At 37.6% G+C, this 14019-nt stretch carries 13 protein-coding genes; 1 reads left to right on the top strand and 12 read right to left on the bottom strand.

Features of this window, described 5'->3' with window-relative positions:
• The first annotated feature begins 69 nt into the window (after nt 1-69).
• Nucleotides 70-1389 (top strand): DUF4179 domain-containing protein, encoded by a 1320-nt coding sequence (locus tag AR337_RS21220; RefSeq protein ID WP_059174048.1) that lies wholly within the window; start codon nt 70-72, stop codon nt 1387-1389.
• A 256-nt stretch (nt 1390-1645) separates the two neighbouring features.
• Here AR337_RS21220 and AR337_RS21225 read toward each other — a convergent pair whose 3' ends face one another.
• The 12 genes from AR337_RS21225 to AR337_RS21285 form a co-directional block, all read right to left on the bottom strand.
• Nucleotides 1646-2638: a nucleoside hydrolase gene (locus tag AR337_RS21225; RefSeq protein ID WP_059174049.1), complete on the bottom strand. Its 993-nt coding sequence runs from the start codon at nt 2636-2638 to the stop codon at nt 1646-1648.
• 70 nt (nt 2639-2708) lie between these two features.
• On the bottom strand, nt 2709-3629 hold the full coding sequence (rbsK, locus tag AR337_RS21230) for a ribokinase (RefSeq protein ID WP_059174050.1): 921 nt from the start codon (nt 3627-3629) through the stop codon (nt 2709-2711).
• Nucleotides 3630-3878: 249 nt separating this feature from the next.
• Nucleotides 3879-5132 (bottom strand): NupC/NupG family nucleoside CNT transporter, encoded by a 1254-nt coding sequence (locus AR337_RS21235; protein WP_059174051.1) that lies wholly within the window; start codon nt 5130-5132, stop codon nt 3879-3881.
• A 151-nt stretch (nt 5133-5283) separates the two neighbouring features.
• A complete protein-coding gene (locus tag AR337_RS21240; protein WP_253702064.1) occupies nt 5284-6288 on the bottom strand; it encodes a LacI family DNA-binding transcriptional regulator in 1005 nt (334 codons plus the stop codon).
• Nucleotides 6289-6471: 183 nt separating this feature from the next.
• Nucleotides 6472-7152, bottom strand: a complete 681-nt coding sequence (locus tag AR337_RS21245; RefSeq protein ID WP_216637397.1) for a YitT family protein — start codon at nt 7150-7152, stop codon at nt 6472-6474.
• A gap of 463 nt (nt 7153-7615) precedes the next feature.
• Nucleotides 7616-7807, bottom strand: coding sequence for a hypothetical protein (locus AR337_RS21250; RefSeq protein ID WP_059174053.1), 192 nt, complete (start codon nt 7805-7807; stop codon nt 7616-7618).
• A gap of 3 nt (nt 7808-7810) precedes the next feature.
• Nucleotides 7811-9040, bottom strand: a complete 1230-nt coding sequence (locus AR337_RS21255) for a class I SAM-dependent rRNA methyltransferase (RefSeq protein WP_059174054.1) — start codon at nt 9038-9040, stop codon at nt 7811-7813.
• Between the two features lie 471 nt (nt 9041-9511).
• Nucleotides 9512-10426 (bottom strand): hypothetical protein, encoded by a 915-nt coding sequence (locus AR337_RS21265; RefSeq protein ID WP_059174056.1) that lies wholly within the window; start codon nt 10424-10426, stop codon nt 9512-9514.
• Nucleotides 10427-10599: 173 nt separating this feature from the next.
• Nucleotides 10600-11577 (bottom strand): SPFH domain-containing protein, encoded by a 978-nt coding sequence (locus AR337_RS21270; RefSeq protein WP_059174057.1) that lies wholly within the window; start codon nt 11575-11577, stop codon nt 10600-10602.
• 20 nt (nt 11578-11597) lie between these two features.
• Nucleotides 11598-12461, bottom strand: coding sequence for a TPM domain-containing protein (locus tag AR337_RS21275; RefSeq protein ID WP_059174095.1), 864 nt, complete (start codon nt 12459-12461; stop codon nt 11598-11600).
• Nucleotides 12462-12472: 11 nt separating this feature from the next.
• Entirely contained in the window at nt 12473-13501 is a 1029-nt protein-coding gene (locus tag AR337_RS21280; RefSeq protein ID WP_059174058.1) for a TFIIB-type zinc ribbon-containing protein, read from the bottom strand.
• A 42-nt stretch (nt 13502-13543) separates the two neighbouring features.
• Nucleotides 13544-13963 carry a PspA/IM30 family protein gene (locus AR337_RS21285; RefSeq protein ID WP_059174059.1) on the bottom strand — a complete coding sequence of 140 codons (420 nt, stop codon included), beginning with the start codon at nt 13961-13963 and terminating at the stop codon, nt 13544-13546.
• Nucleotides 13964-14019 lie beyond the last annotated feature (56 nt).

Raw genomic sequence — 14019 nt, forward strand, 5'->3', positions numbered from 1 at the left:
TACTGTGAAATCAAGATTACATAAAACATTAAAGAAGCTTCGTCATTTATTTGGAGAGGGGGGCGTTTAATGAGTCAGTTTGATAAACAACAAGAACAAAGATATATAGAATTATTGGATTCAGTGCCAATGGAAACGTTACAGTCAGAAGCACAGCTTATTGCATACAAACGATATAAAAAACGGCAAACTCACCACAAGCGGCTTATCCAATCCACAATTGCCGTTGCCATTCTTTTGATTACCTTAGTCGGATCCATTCGGGTATCCCCTACTCTTGCACACGCAGTCGCACAAATTCCTGGTTTAAAGCCACTTGTAGAAATGATTGCTTTAGATAAAGGGATTGAAGATATTGTAAACAATGAATATTTCGAACAAATGAATTTGAGCCAAACAATTAACGGCAAAACACTTACGATTACTGGTGTTGTGGCGGATGAATCCGGGATGATAATTTCATATAAACTGAATTCGGATGAGGATTTAGCGATATTCATGGGCGTTACTGCGGAAGTGAAACAGAATGATAAACTAGTAAATGCGGGGGTTGGCAGTAGCTGGACAGCTCAGTCTGAAGGGACATATGAAGTTGAAGATACAATTAATGTTACCGCAAGCCAAGGTATGGACTATTCATCTCAGGATTTTGAGCTTACATTGTCGCTGCGTGACCGTCCAGAAACAGTATTTGAAATTCCATTTACATTGAAAAAAGAAGTTAAAGCATCTAAACGATATACTGTTAACAAACAATTACTAGTCGATGGGCAACGCTTCACAGTCCATGAACTCATTATTTCTCCGATTAGATCCCAACTGAAAATGTCCATTGATCCATCTAATTCAAAGAAAATATTAAGCTTTGAGGATATTCGCATATATGATGAAAATCAAGAAGAATGGGGCAAAATTCGAAACGGGGTCACTGGATTTGGTGTCTATGAAGATGAGCAATTTAGTATCATGTTAGAAAGCAATTATTTCCGTATTCCAAAAACCATTACAATTGAAATACGGGAAATCGAGGCGATTGATAAAGCGGATGAATTTATTTTAGTTGATTTTGAAAAGAAAAAAGTGATTCGTCAGCCAGAATATATTAACATCGAACTTGAAATAAAGGATAACTTCGAAATTCAATATAAAGTACCTTCATATAAAAAGAATGAACATAAAGGCGTGTTTAGAAATTTTATTGACGCAAATGGTGCAATTTATCATTCATATAGTATTTGGATTTCACAGATTGAGAACTATATGTTAATTGGGCAGCATTTTGATATGGAAAATGCAGAAAAGCTTCCAGCTAATCCAGTAAAGCTTGAGATAGCACGCTATGAGCAATATCTTAATGGAATCGGGCGGATCCAAGTAGAACTTAAATAAGATGGATAACTTTTGAAACTACTTTGGCAAGGATTGTTTTTGTGTAGTTGGTGTTTATAAAAAGCCTATGAATTTTAATAGGAACCCTAAAGAAAAGCCGATTCAAGATTTGATCATGAATCGGCTTCTTTAAATCATCCAGAAAAAACTGCCTTTACTTATGATAAGGTTTACCGTAACGCATCTAAATGAGGTTTTTATATGAAATGCTAGTTAAGAGTTTGCAAATTGCCTTTCAACGTTTCTCTATTCTCAATTATAAAATATATTTGGTATACATAGAATAGGATTCCGGGAAGCATAGTTCGAAGAAAGCTTTTCTATAGTTGTCGTTGTTGATTCCCATATACACATTTGCATTTCCAGGTTCATCATCACTTGGAGATAATTGAACCACCGTCTGTCCTTTGCATATTCCTTCGCATTCCATCTTTAAATTAACTCGTTTATAGACGTCATTCTCATCACTTAAACTAGGGTCAATCGCAAGCATGACCGCAACTAAATCATGAACGATAATACCGGTAATACGAAGGGCATCCCAATACATTTTTTTATAGTGATCTGACATTTCACTTAATAGCGACCCTAAATTTCCACACTCTGTTCCTAAGAAGAATAAGTCATCCAAAGTAAAACGTGTACTTTGTGTAACATCTAATCCAATCATATTTATTTCAACTTCTTCACCTATCGACTCGTACACTTCTTTTGCCGCTTCAGGGTCTGCCCAATAATTAAATTCTGCTACTGGTGTCCGATTCCCAATGCGAACGCCACCACCCATAGACCAAATCTTTTTAACCTTTTTCATCGTTTCTCTATCTTTTCGAATGGCTAAGGCAATATTCGTTAATGGACCTAAGGTAATAAGTTCAACCTCTCCAGGGTTTTCTTTTACAGTTTCTAAAATAAAATCTACCGCGTGAGTATCTGACCGTTTCGTTAGGTCAGGAGTAAGCGTAACCGTTCCCAAACCGCCTGCTCCATGGACCGAAGATTCTATATTATATGTTTTAGCATTTTCCAGATCTACCAAAGAAGCCGTCGCTCCAGGATAAACTTGGCAGTCGGCATTCATTAAATTAACAATCCCTAAAGCGTTATTCACACAGTTATCCAAGCCTACATTGCCAGCTACAACTGTTAATCCTAATACATCAAATCCACCATAACTTAAGGCGGCTACAATCGCATACGTATCATCAATGCCTGGATCTGTGTCTATGATAATCTTTCTTTTTTCCACGTTTGTCACCCCATATAAGAATTAGATTAGGTCAATATTGTGGACAAGCCGTCTGCCTCTGACCCTAAACTTAAGCTCTTACGATTATTTCAGCTTGGGACAAGGAGCTTATCGCCTCATCCCCCAACCGGTTTAGGACCATCTCATATGAAGGCATGCCGGTTTGTGCCCCTTTTTTCTCAACTGATAAAGAAGCACATGCATTTGCAAATCTTACAGCTTCTTCAATCGTTTTCCCCTCGGTCAAGGCCACTGCAAAGCTTCCATTAAATGTATCCCCAGCACCTGTAGTATCAACTGCTTTTACTGGATAACTTTTAACATAAATATGCTTTTCCCCGTCATAATAACGAGCACCTTTATCTCCTAAAGTAACAACTAATTTATTTGGGTATTTTTCTAAAGCTTCTTCCATGTTTTCTCCAAATAGGCTCATACATTCATTTTCATTCGGAGTAATATAGTTTGCTAAATCAATAAATTCTTTTTTAAATTTATCCACTGGTGCAGGATTTAAAATCGTAGGAATATGATGTTCATTACAAATTTCCAATACTGCCTGAACTGTTTCAGGCGGTATTTCCAACTGAAGAACAACCATTTCGCTTTTTACTATTTCATCTTTCACAAGACTAATTTTTTCCGGAGTTAATAAATGGTTTGCTCCAGGAACGACAATAATTCGATTATCAGAATTAGAAACTATAATCGCAGCAACACCTGTTGAAACATCTGGAACTAAAAAGACACGATCGGTTTTAATGTTTTCCTTTTTTAATGATGATAATGCAATCTTTCCATACTCATCAGTGCCACAAGCACCAATAAATTGTGCATCCTTGCCTAATCTCGAAATCGATACTGCCTGATTCGCACCCTTTCCACCAGTAAAAACGGAAAGGGAATTCCCTAACGTAGTTTCTCCTTGATCGGGAATGTGATCTGTTTGTACAACTAAATCAATATTTATACTGCCTACTACAGTAATCATTCAAGCACCTTCTTAGTGGGACGCAGGGACAGGTCCCTAGTATTTTTTAAGCGTGTCAATAAATAATCCTAAGAAACTTCTACATCAAGTTTTTTTAGCCCAAATTTATCTATCTGTTTTCCATGCAAATGGACTTGCTTTGTCCCTGCGGTAAACTCGCCTTTCGTTTCAATTGTGATATTCAAAAAGTAACTCACCTTTGGGACGAGGGATCTGTCCTCATGGACCACGCGGGCACCACTTTACCAATTAATAAAACATTCCGACGATTGTTGCAGTCAGCATGGAGGCCATCGTGGCACCCAATAAGAGTTTCAATGAATATTTAGCAACCATTTTTCCTTGTTTTTCATCGATTGATTTAATTGAACCTGATACAATACCTAATGTTCCGAAGTTTGCGAAACTAATTAAATAAGTAGAAATCATCGCATTTGCTTTTGGCGACAATGTTTCAGCAACCTTCGCTAACTCACCCATTGCGACAAATTCATTCGTAATTAGTTTCGTAGCCATGATACTGCCAACTCTAACGACTTCATCCCAAGGAACCCCTAATACGAATGCAATTGGTGCAAAGACCCAGCCCATAATTTCTGTAAACGTTACATTAAACATAATTTCAAATGAATTATTTAATAAAGTCACTAAAGCCATAAAACCGATTAACATGGCTGAGACAATGATTACTAATTTAAAACCATCTAAAATGTAAGTACCCAACATTTGGAAAAACGGTTCCCTTTCTTCACTAGTTGCACTTACTTCACTTGTTGCACTAACTTCGCGTTCTGCACTTACTGCCCATTCTGCACCGTCCATGCTTTTATTAATATCAGAAGCATCTTCATTGATTGTTTTTGGATCGTAAGGGTTTACAACGCAAGAAATAATTAAAGCTGAAAAAATATTTAAAAATACAGCAACTACTACATATTGGCCTGGAACCATTGTCATATAAGCTCCCAATGTGGCTGCAGCAACAGCCGACATTGCCGACGCACAAATGGTATAAAGTTGTTGCGGTTTCAATTTAGGAAGTTGTTCTTTAATTGTTATAAACACTTCAGGCTGTCCTAAAATAGCTGTTGAAGGTGCAAAGTAACTTTCAAGATCTCCCATCCCTGTGATCTTATTGATTAGTTTTCCTGTCCATTTAATAATAAATGGCAAGACCTTGATATAATTTAAAATTCCAAGTAAGGCTGATACAAAAACAATAGGCATTAATACGTGGAAAAAGAAGACAAATTCCATTTGTATACCGCCAAATACAAAGTTGGTGCCACCTTCTGCTTGTTTCAACAACCAACTAAAAAAGTCAGAAATCGCACCTAAAATTTTAACTCCAACCGCAGTGTTTAAAGAAGCAAAGGTAATTACAAGCTGCAAACCAATCATGATAGCCATTGGTTTATATCGAACATTTTTTCTATCAAAGCTTATCAAATAACCTAAACCAAAAATGAAGGCTAAACCGATGATCCCTCTAATGATGTCCATACTTTTTCCTCTTTTCTGTAGTCATAGTTAGTTAGTTAGTTTTTACAGTATATGTGATAAATGAAACGTTTCATTTTGTATCTAAAAAAATAAGAAGTTATATAAATCGAGATAAATGAAACGTTTCATTTTGTATCTAAAAAAAAGGTAGTTATATAAATTTAGAAACAGATTCGCCTTCTTTAAGGGTGCAAGTGAAAAACATAGGCGTTTTTTCATAAGAATCATGTTTTAAAAAATCTAGTACTTGATATGCAGTATATTCTGCCATTTCCTTTATTGGCTGGATAATCATTGTTATACCTGGATTAACAATTTTAGTTAATTCATCAAAGTCAAAACCAATCAATGAAATACCTTTACCAATTTTTATCTTGTGCTCATTCAAGTATTCAATTACGCCTAATGTCATATCATAGTTTGTTACAAAAATAGCTGATGGGAGATTTTTTAATTCAAATATTTTTTCGCAGGCTAGATACCCGCCGCGTTTAGTGAAATCACTATACATGATATAATCGGGATTAATTTCAATATCGTTCTCTTCTAAAGATTTCTTATAGCCTTTCATACGTTCAATCGTCGTATACCCGTCCATATCTCCCCCAATAATCGATATCAATTTATGGTTATTATGGATTAGATAATCAACAGCCATTTTTGAGGCGCTTTCATTATTGACTAAAACATATTTCGCTTTATTATAATCCTCAATTATACGATCAAGTATGATAATCGGAATCGAACTTTTTAGGCTCTTTAGCCAATTCTCTAATGTTTCGTTATTTGTTGAAGGTATAATTATCATCGCATCCGCATTTCTAGATTGTAAATTAATTAACTTTTGATAATCTAGAAACGGGGAATGACCGATGACTGTGATCATGACCATAAACCCTTTTTTTGATAAAATTTCTTCAACGACTGAAACTAGTTTGGCTGAAAAGGTTAACCCAGATGATGGAACGACTAAACCGATCAACTTTGACTGTTTTGTTTTAAGCGATCGGGCAGACATGTTAACATTATATCCCAATTCTTTAATGGTTGTTTCAATTAATAATTTGTTTTTTTCCCTGACATTTTTTCCATTTAAATAGTTTGAAATAGTCCCGAGAGATAAACCCGTCTTTTCTGAGATATCCTTAATTGTCACTCCCAAATCACTACCCCTTACAAATATGAAACGTTTCATTTTTTAAAAATTTGAACCGCTTACAAAAGTAAATTTACTATACTCGTAGAATTATGTCAAAGGGAATTTTTAAAGGAAGTAAGTTAGAATAAATTATAGGTGCTCTGGGCATTGCATACTAGGATAACATCATTCTGTTTTTAATCAAAGCTTTAAACGGCCTTCTTTAAACAGTTTTTTATCAAAGAATTGACTTAAATATTGAATAGCTGGTCCTGTTGTTAAAGCCGTGAATATGGTTATGATTCCAAATGTACCGCCTAATAAAAATCCAATAACAATTAGACCGAGATCCATTGTCACCTTTGCTCTACTAATGCTCCATTTGGTTTTATCTCGCAAAGTCAACATTAAGCCGGTAAATGGGTCCACACCTATATTACTCGCAACAAATAAACCAAGACCGGTATAGAGCAAGATACACCCAGCCAATCCACCTGAAATTCGATGCAAAAGAATACTATTATCAAATAAGAATTGGTAAAGTTGGCCACCAAAGGATACGAGTAGACCATAAGGAATCAAATATAAAACTGTTCCTAGATTTACATATTTCCTTCCAAAGAAAAGTAACAATAAAATTAAACCAATGTTAATATAATTTGAAATGAGTCCTAGTTCCGCCCGGCTAAAATCGAATGTACTTCGAACGCCATCATATAATATACCAACTGGGTCATTCCCAAACAATGTATGATTATTAAACGCCACTCCAATACAGATGAGCGCAATTCCAATTATCGATACGATGATCTTTTTTGGCATCATTCTTGAACTAGTACTATCAAAGATAGACTTCACGTGCTGCTTAAGCTGCTTTTTCACAGAATTCTCTCACCTTCTCAATATCTTTCTCCATATGCCCACCTTCATACTGCACGGTGCAACAACCCTCCCTCCTCTTGTTGATACATAATAAGCAATTTAGACTTATATTTTAAAAAACCATCATAATCCTACATATTCATATCCGCAAGAAATTGTTGAATGATTTGTTTATACAAACTACTAATGTTGGCCCAAATTATATTAAAAAAAATTAAAAAAACACTTGCCAACTCCTCCAAATAACTTTAAATTCCTCGTTGGACAAAAAATGAGATACATATAACAACTTTTGAAAGAAGAACCGTAAAAAAAACCACCTGCTACAGCCGGTGGTTTTAGACATAAAGTCAACAACTAAATTTGTGATTAAAACCCCATTTGGTAAGGTTCACTGTATTGAAAATCAGTAGGGTTATTATCTTTCACCCGTTAGACTTAGTGTAAATTAAGAAAAGATGAACTACCCTTTGGACGAGTCAAGTGCTTGGTAGGCTAGTTGATACTTTCCGCCTTCAGCAACCTCTGCATGGTACAAAGCCTTGAGAGCAAAGTTTTTTTCAAGCCCGTGTTCTTCCATCAACTCTTTTAAACGCGTTTGCAATTCTTTATTATCTTTGATCAGCTGTTTCATTTGAGATTTGAAAAACTTCATAATTTATTTTATCCTTTCTATATCATTTGCCTTTTTCAATGGCAAATTCTTTATAAATACAACCTTAAGATAGCTGCCCTCTGGGAATTCTTTTATTGTTTTAAAGTCCTTCGGAAGGGAAAACTCCTCAACTAGCTGATACTTCCTGTTTGTTTCTCTAAATGCCTGATCAATAAAGCTTTTAAATTTTTGCATATTAAAAGAACCAGAATTGGTGGAAGCTACGATAATCCCCTCGTCTTCCGTTATAGAAATAGCTTCCTTTAAAAGATTTTTGTAGTCCTTTTCAGCGCTGAATACCATCTTCTTTGACCTTGCGAAGCTTGGAGGGTCCAGTATGACCATATCAAACGTTAGCTGCTTTTTCACCGCATACTTAAAGTAATTGAACACGTCTTCAACAATGATATCCTGTGAGTCGTAATCTAGCCCGTTCAAACTAAACTGCTCAATGGTTTTGCTTAAGCTCCTATTTGCTAAATCCACACTAGTCGTTTTAACTGTGCCTCCTATGGCAGCAAATACTGAAAACGCACCTGTGTAGGAAAAGGTATTCAGAACGTTCTTTCCTTCCGCATAAGCATCCCTGATTCTCTTTCTTACCTCTCTTTGATCTAAAAATACACCAACCATCGCACTTTCATTTAAGTAAACAGCGAAGTTTACTCCATTTTCCTTTACGATAATCGGAAAGGTTCCTCTTTCTCCGACCACGAAATCATCTTCTTCAATATATTTTCCGCTGACATCAAATCTTTTCTTTTGGTAAATTGCTTTAAACTCAGCCAATTCTTTCAGGGCATTTATAATATACTCTCGAAAGCGGTAAATTCCTTTGCTATACCAGTTGATTAAATAGTAGCCATCAAAATACTCTATGGTTAATCCGCCTAAACCGTCGCCTTCGCCATTTACTATTCTGAAGGCATTGGTATCAGGGCTATTAAAAAACGGCTCTCTATAGTTGATAGCATCCCTCAATTTATTCACAAAAAACCTTTGGTCGATTTGTTCATTCTCGTTTCTACTAAGGACCCACCCATAACCTTTGTTTTGTTTGCCAAAATAGCCTTTTGCTATGAACTTATTCCTTTCATCAACAAGACGGATAATGGTTCCTTCTTCAGTAACTTCATTCCAATTAATTATGGCTTCCTTTGATATGAGGGGATAACCACTTTTATATTTATTTACAAACTTGCCCTTTACCGTTAAAGTGACTTCTTTTTTCATCTTGTCATCCTATCAATGTTTTTTTTTGTAAAAATCCTTATAGCTATTATTTAGGTCCTTCACCACAAAAAGTGGTTTAAACGGTTGTGTTGATTTGCGCTACGGGCACACGCTTTCCGCGGGGCGTCAAAGCCGCTTCCTGAAATAACTCCATGGGAAAGCATCTTAGAATAACCTTCTTGTAGATTTGCGACGAGCTGAAGATGACTTCTTCGAATATTCTTTGGCGCAGGAGCAGTTTTAGGAGCCTCCTCGGCGCTCGCGCCTGTGGGGTCTCCACCTTGCCGCTACCTCCCGCCGGAGTCGGTGCCCTCCACTGCAATCAACATTTAAGTTAGGCATTTTAATCATTAAACCAAAACTTATGGTGAAGATCCATTATTTATATGTGTTGTAAATAATAACCTCATTTATTTATGATACGGTTCACCGTGATGTATCTAAATGAGGTTTATAGTGTTAATAAAGAATTTATTTATTTAGCGCTAGATTCAATTGGCTTTTAATGCTATTAAATTGTTTGGTTAGAAAAGGCGAAACATGGCCAATTTCGGATACGGCTTCAAGCAGTGCAAAGGTGTGCCCACCCCATGGACCCTTTGAATCAAATACTTGCCTCCCAATTCTTATGCCCGTTGTTTCGACATAGCTGTCCAGTCGGTGGATACCTTTACGAAGTAGGTCTGTCGGTAGCGGTTTATTCCTGCGACGTGACCATTCCACCAGGAAGGACATGCCCCTTAGTATATCGTATTCAAAAAACCTTGGAAAGCAAGGCTTTAGCCATTCCTTATCGATGATGGCTCCCGTTTGTTTAGAACATACAAGACGATGTTCAATCAAATAACGAGCGCCTTGATCCAAGAAAAATGCTTCCTTCTCAGTGAAATCGCGGTTCGTATACCACAGAATCGCCTCAAGAGGAGGTAGTGTCGAAATGATTGAACTCTTTTTAGAATGAGTATAAGCATCCGGCTCGCAGTTCAACCCACCATCGGATAGCTGATGCTTTAAGAACCATTCGCGAATCCAAGGAAGTTCCTTGTCCAAATCACAGCCATAGTCCATCAAAATCATGTAGAATACTGCAAGCTCACAGTGGCAGCAATCCATCTTCATAGTATCGATTTCAGTCGTTGGATGGTCTTCGGCGGATTTAATGAAGATGGGCCAGGTTTGAGCTTCTAGTATATATTTAGCTTTCGCAATAGCTGATTCAGGTATTTGTTTTACTTCCCCCATCTCATAAAGTGTTGCCATATGCCACCAGAGCCCATCCCATTTTCTACGGCTAGTTCCGCTTTGTTCAATGGGCAAATCCGGATAAGATTCAAGAAATCTAATAGAGTCTTCAATTGCATTTTGAATAGTTTTATTCGTTTTCACTTCGATAACCTCCATACCATATGTATGCCTTAGCGAGGTCAGTAAATATGCCAATAACATTCAAGTCTTTTTCATAAATTGTTCTTTTTGGCTTGTATTTTTTTAAAGAAAAACCTCATTTCCTGATATATAAATGAGGTTTTTCAATAGACCCTCGATGACGGACACCGATATTAAACAAGCTTTTGCCCGCAGTTTGAGCAGAAATTTTCCCCTTCTATTTTGTTGCCGCAATTCGGGCAAAAGTTCGGTCTCTTTTGACTGTCTTTCCTAGCTAAAGACGGTTCGGTTTTTTCCTCAGAACCAGGCTGATTCATCTGATTCATCATCTTACCTGCGATATTCATCCCCATCATCATCCCCGCTATATCGGAGGCTGCTCCGCCGCCGCTCATCTTGCCGGTGGCCATGCCATCTGTGATTGAGATTTGCTGATAGCGGTTAACGTCACTAACCATCCCATGTGAAGCATTTTTCGTAATCATGTCTTGAATTTCTTTTGGATAACTAAAGCTCATGACATTAAACCCAGTAATCGAAATCCCGCTCTTCAACATCTGCATATCCAGATCCTCTTTGATGCCTTTCGCAATGTCGAAGGAGTTGGCCTGCAGGTTGTACATATCCTTTCCTTCTCTAGAAATCCACTTCATCAAAAGCTGATCGAGAACCGTTGTAATCCGAATTTGGACATCCTCTACTAAATATTGCTCGCGAACACCAGCAATTTCATCAATCAGGGAAATATAATCACTCACTTTAAAATGAAAGGTTCCATTTGCACGTATTGGGAGGCCGCCCGGAAGTCCTAGTGAAGGGATATTAATCGCATTTTGCGTTCCCCATTTCACGACAAACTCTTTCGTGTTCACAAACAGCACTTCTACCCGCATGCCGCTATTAAACCCGAATTTGAATCCCTTTAAAGTCGATAAGAAAGGAATAATTTGCGATTCGATATCATACTCACCTTCATCGCGGAATATCCCCTCTATTTTCCCATTTTTAAAAAAGATCGCATCCTGGCCAGGACGGATAATCAGTTTACTTCCCTTTTTAATTTCCCGGTTGCTCCACTTATAAAAAATCATGTCATCTCTGAATTCATGCCACTCTACTACATTTGCAAATTGGTTTTTAAAAAAAGACATTTACTATCTGCTCCTTTCATTTAAAACTTTCCTCTGCTGCCGCTATGCGAATGGCCGCCCATTGTGACACCGCCACCGCCACCGCCACCGCCGCTATTTGTATTATTAGAAGGTTTCCTCTGCTTTGTTACTGTTTGCCTGACAAAGTTATCGTACTGGTTCATTACTTTTGATCGATTACTATCCATATAGGTTCGTGCATTTACCGTGACCCTGCCACCAGCACCGTAGGCCATGATCATGACAACTACTCCTGCTATGATTAGCGAGACTATTAATTGAAACCACCATTGAAAAAATATATTTTCAGTGGGTTGGCCAGCGAATTCATAATAATTATTCACTTGCGGGCTTCCAATCAATCCACTGCCCGTATAGCTACCGTTTCCGACATCCGGCTCATTGCCCATATATTCATAGGCCCTATTTATAAATACTGAGAAAGCATCAATATAATGGCCGCCTGATAAATCAGGAGTCATTTCCTCGCGAATGAGATCAAGCCGGCTATCATCCAAATACTGCTCAGCTTTTTTAAAACCAGCCAAATAGACATCCCGTTCATTCATGTCAATGGCTAGGATTGCTGTATTTCCATGTGGCTGGTCGTATCCCGGTCCATGCTCATCATAGAAATCCTCTACATACTGGACAATATCCTTCCCATTTGTGCCATCTAAGGTAATGATGATAAAAGCGGTCTCTCTCTCTTTCCCGTGTTCACTAGCTACATGTTGAAGTTCCGCCGACTCATCATCCGTTAATAAATGGGCCTCGTCATATATATAATGATTCCGGTCAAAGGTTTCCGCCTTCGCGGTTGACATCCCCCATGGCAAAACCAGCAGCAGCATCATTAAAACAAGAATACTTCGTTTTTGCATAAGGCTTGCTCTCACCAAAATCCTCCTCCCATCATAAGGGAGACACATTTTAAAGCAAAGAAGGTTCCCACAGCGATGCCGCTAAACCACGCCGTTACTTTACCTGTGCTGATTGGCGGTTTGCCGACCACCTTACCTGTCTGTCCATTCATCGCAAACGTATAGTCAGACTTATTATAATCATAGCTAATCATCCAGACTGGCAATAAAACATAATTGCTTTTTACATTTCTCGTATCAATATGTTTAGATTTATAATGGGTTGAATGATAGCCTGAAAAGGTAGATTTAATATAGGACTCTACATAGCCGCTGATTTTTTCCTTCGCCCTTGGGAGCAGCTCTTCATCTGTAAAATTGTATTTTTCTGCAATATACCCTGCCAAATAAGGTGTCCTAAAATCCTTTAATTGCTCATAGGGATAGGGCTCCAATTTATCCATTAATTCATCGTTCATTTTTACCGATGCATCAACAGGAATCTTGAGATAATCTAAATTGATATCACGGAAGGCATCATAGTATTTTGTTTCTGTATAAATATAATCTCCTTGTGAATAAGTTCTAACCTTTGTACATTCTGCGCTTACTTGCACTTTACTATTTAAATCAAACAACCAAAACGGCACATACATCCCTGTAATACTTTTTATCCTGTCTGCTGTCATAAAGTCTTTTGGGGTAAGCATTCCTTTTCGGCACCATTTTTGAAATGCTGCCATCGCTTCTTCCTTGCTAATCGTAAAAGGAATGACTTTAGCAGGTGCAAGCTGGCCTGATATGCGATCGGCAATGACGACTCCAGCTCCGCAATAACTGCATCTTGTTGCCGCTGTCTCAGCTGTCGTAATAAGAACAGCCCCACAATTCTCACAATGGTATTCATTTGCTTCATCCGCTGAAAATCTTGATGTCACCAGATCTTCGGGATAATTTTCAATAGTATCATGTCTGCCGCAGCTTTGGCAGCTCAGGTTGCCTGATTCAGCATCAAACCTCATATCGCTCCCACAGCCAGGGCATTTATAATGAAGAATCACGTTTAAATCACCCCTTTATACAAAATATATGTATAGAAGCGGTCAAAAACCGCTCCTTATAATAGATTCCAATTCACGGATATCAGCAATGAGTTGATCATGTATTGGTTTTAACTCCTGTGATTTCGATGAAGCCAACTGAAGGGCCGCTTGCAAATCAGATAATTTTTCCGCCATAACCGACTTTTTCTCTTGAAACGTTCTTACATCTCCTTCATTGCCCTCTTCCATAGCCTTAACGGAGTATCGTTCCATTTTTTCAATACCTTCTTGGCATTCATTCAGTTCCCGCTTCAAGCGCTGCTCTTGGAGCCAACATGATGCCAATTCCTCTTTTACCTTCCCTAAATCCCTATTTAGGTCAAGTAAATTCTGCTCAACCATTTTTTCCAGATCTTCTGTCTTATCCAAAGGATCAATTTTGTTTTCAATTATATCTCTAATCCTTGAAAAAATGCTCACTGTCTTCAGCTCCTTCCAATAAAAGAAACAACACTACATTATACTGTCAAATTTTA

Source organism: Bacillus sp. FJAT-27445, from assembly GCF_001510665.1.
In the GTDB taxonomy this organism is placed as follows: Bacteria; Bacillota; Bacilli; order Bacillales; family Cytobacillaceae; genus Bacillus_D.

Coding starts and splice junctions, on each gene's coding strand:
- AR337_RS21220 (WP_059174048.1), top strand. CDS start 70: ATGAGTCAGTTTGATAAACAACAAGAACAAAGATATATAGAATTATTG.
- AR337_RS21235 (WP_059174051.1), bottom strand. CDS start 5,132: ATGGACATCATTAGAGGGATCATCGGTTTAGCCTTCATTTTTGGTTTA.
- AR337_RS21255 (WP_059174054.1), bottom strand. CDS start 9,040: ATGAAAAAAGAAGTCACTTTAACGGTAAAGGGCAAGTTTGTAAATAAA.
- AR337_RS21275 (WP_059174095.1), bottom strand. CDS start 12,461: ATGCAAAAACGAAGTATTCTTGTTTTAATGATGCTGCTGCTGGTTTTG.
- AR337_RS21270 (WP_059174057.1), bottom strand. CDS start 11,577: ATGTCTTTTTTTAAAAACCAATTTGCAAATGTAGTAGAGTGGCATGAA.
- rbsK (WP_059174050.1), bottom strand. CDS start 3,629: ATGATTACTGTAGTAGGCAGTATAAATATTGATTTAGTTGTACAAACA.
- AR337_RS21250 (WP_059174053.1), bottom strand. CDS start 7,807: ATGAAGTTTTTCAAATCTCAAATGAAACAGCTGATCAAAGATAATAAA.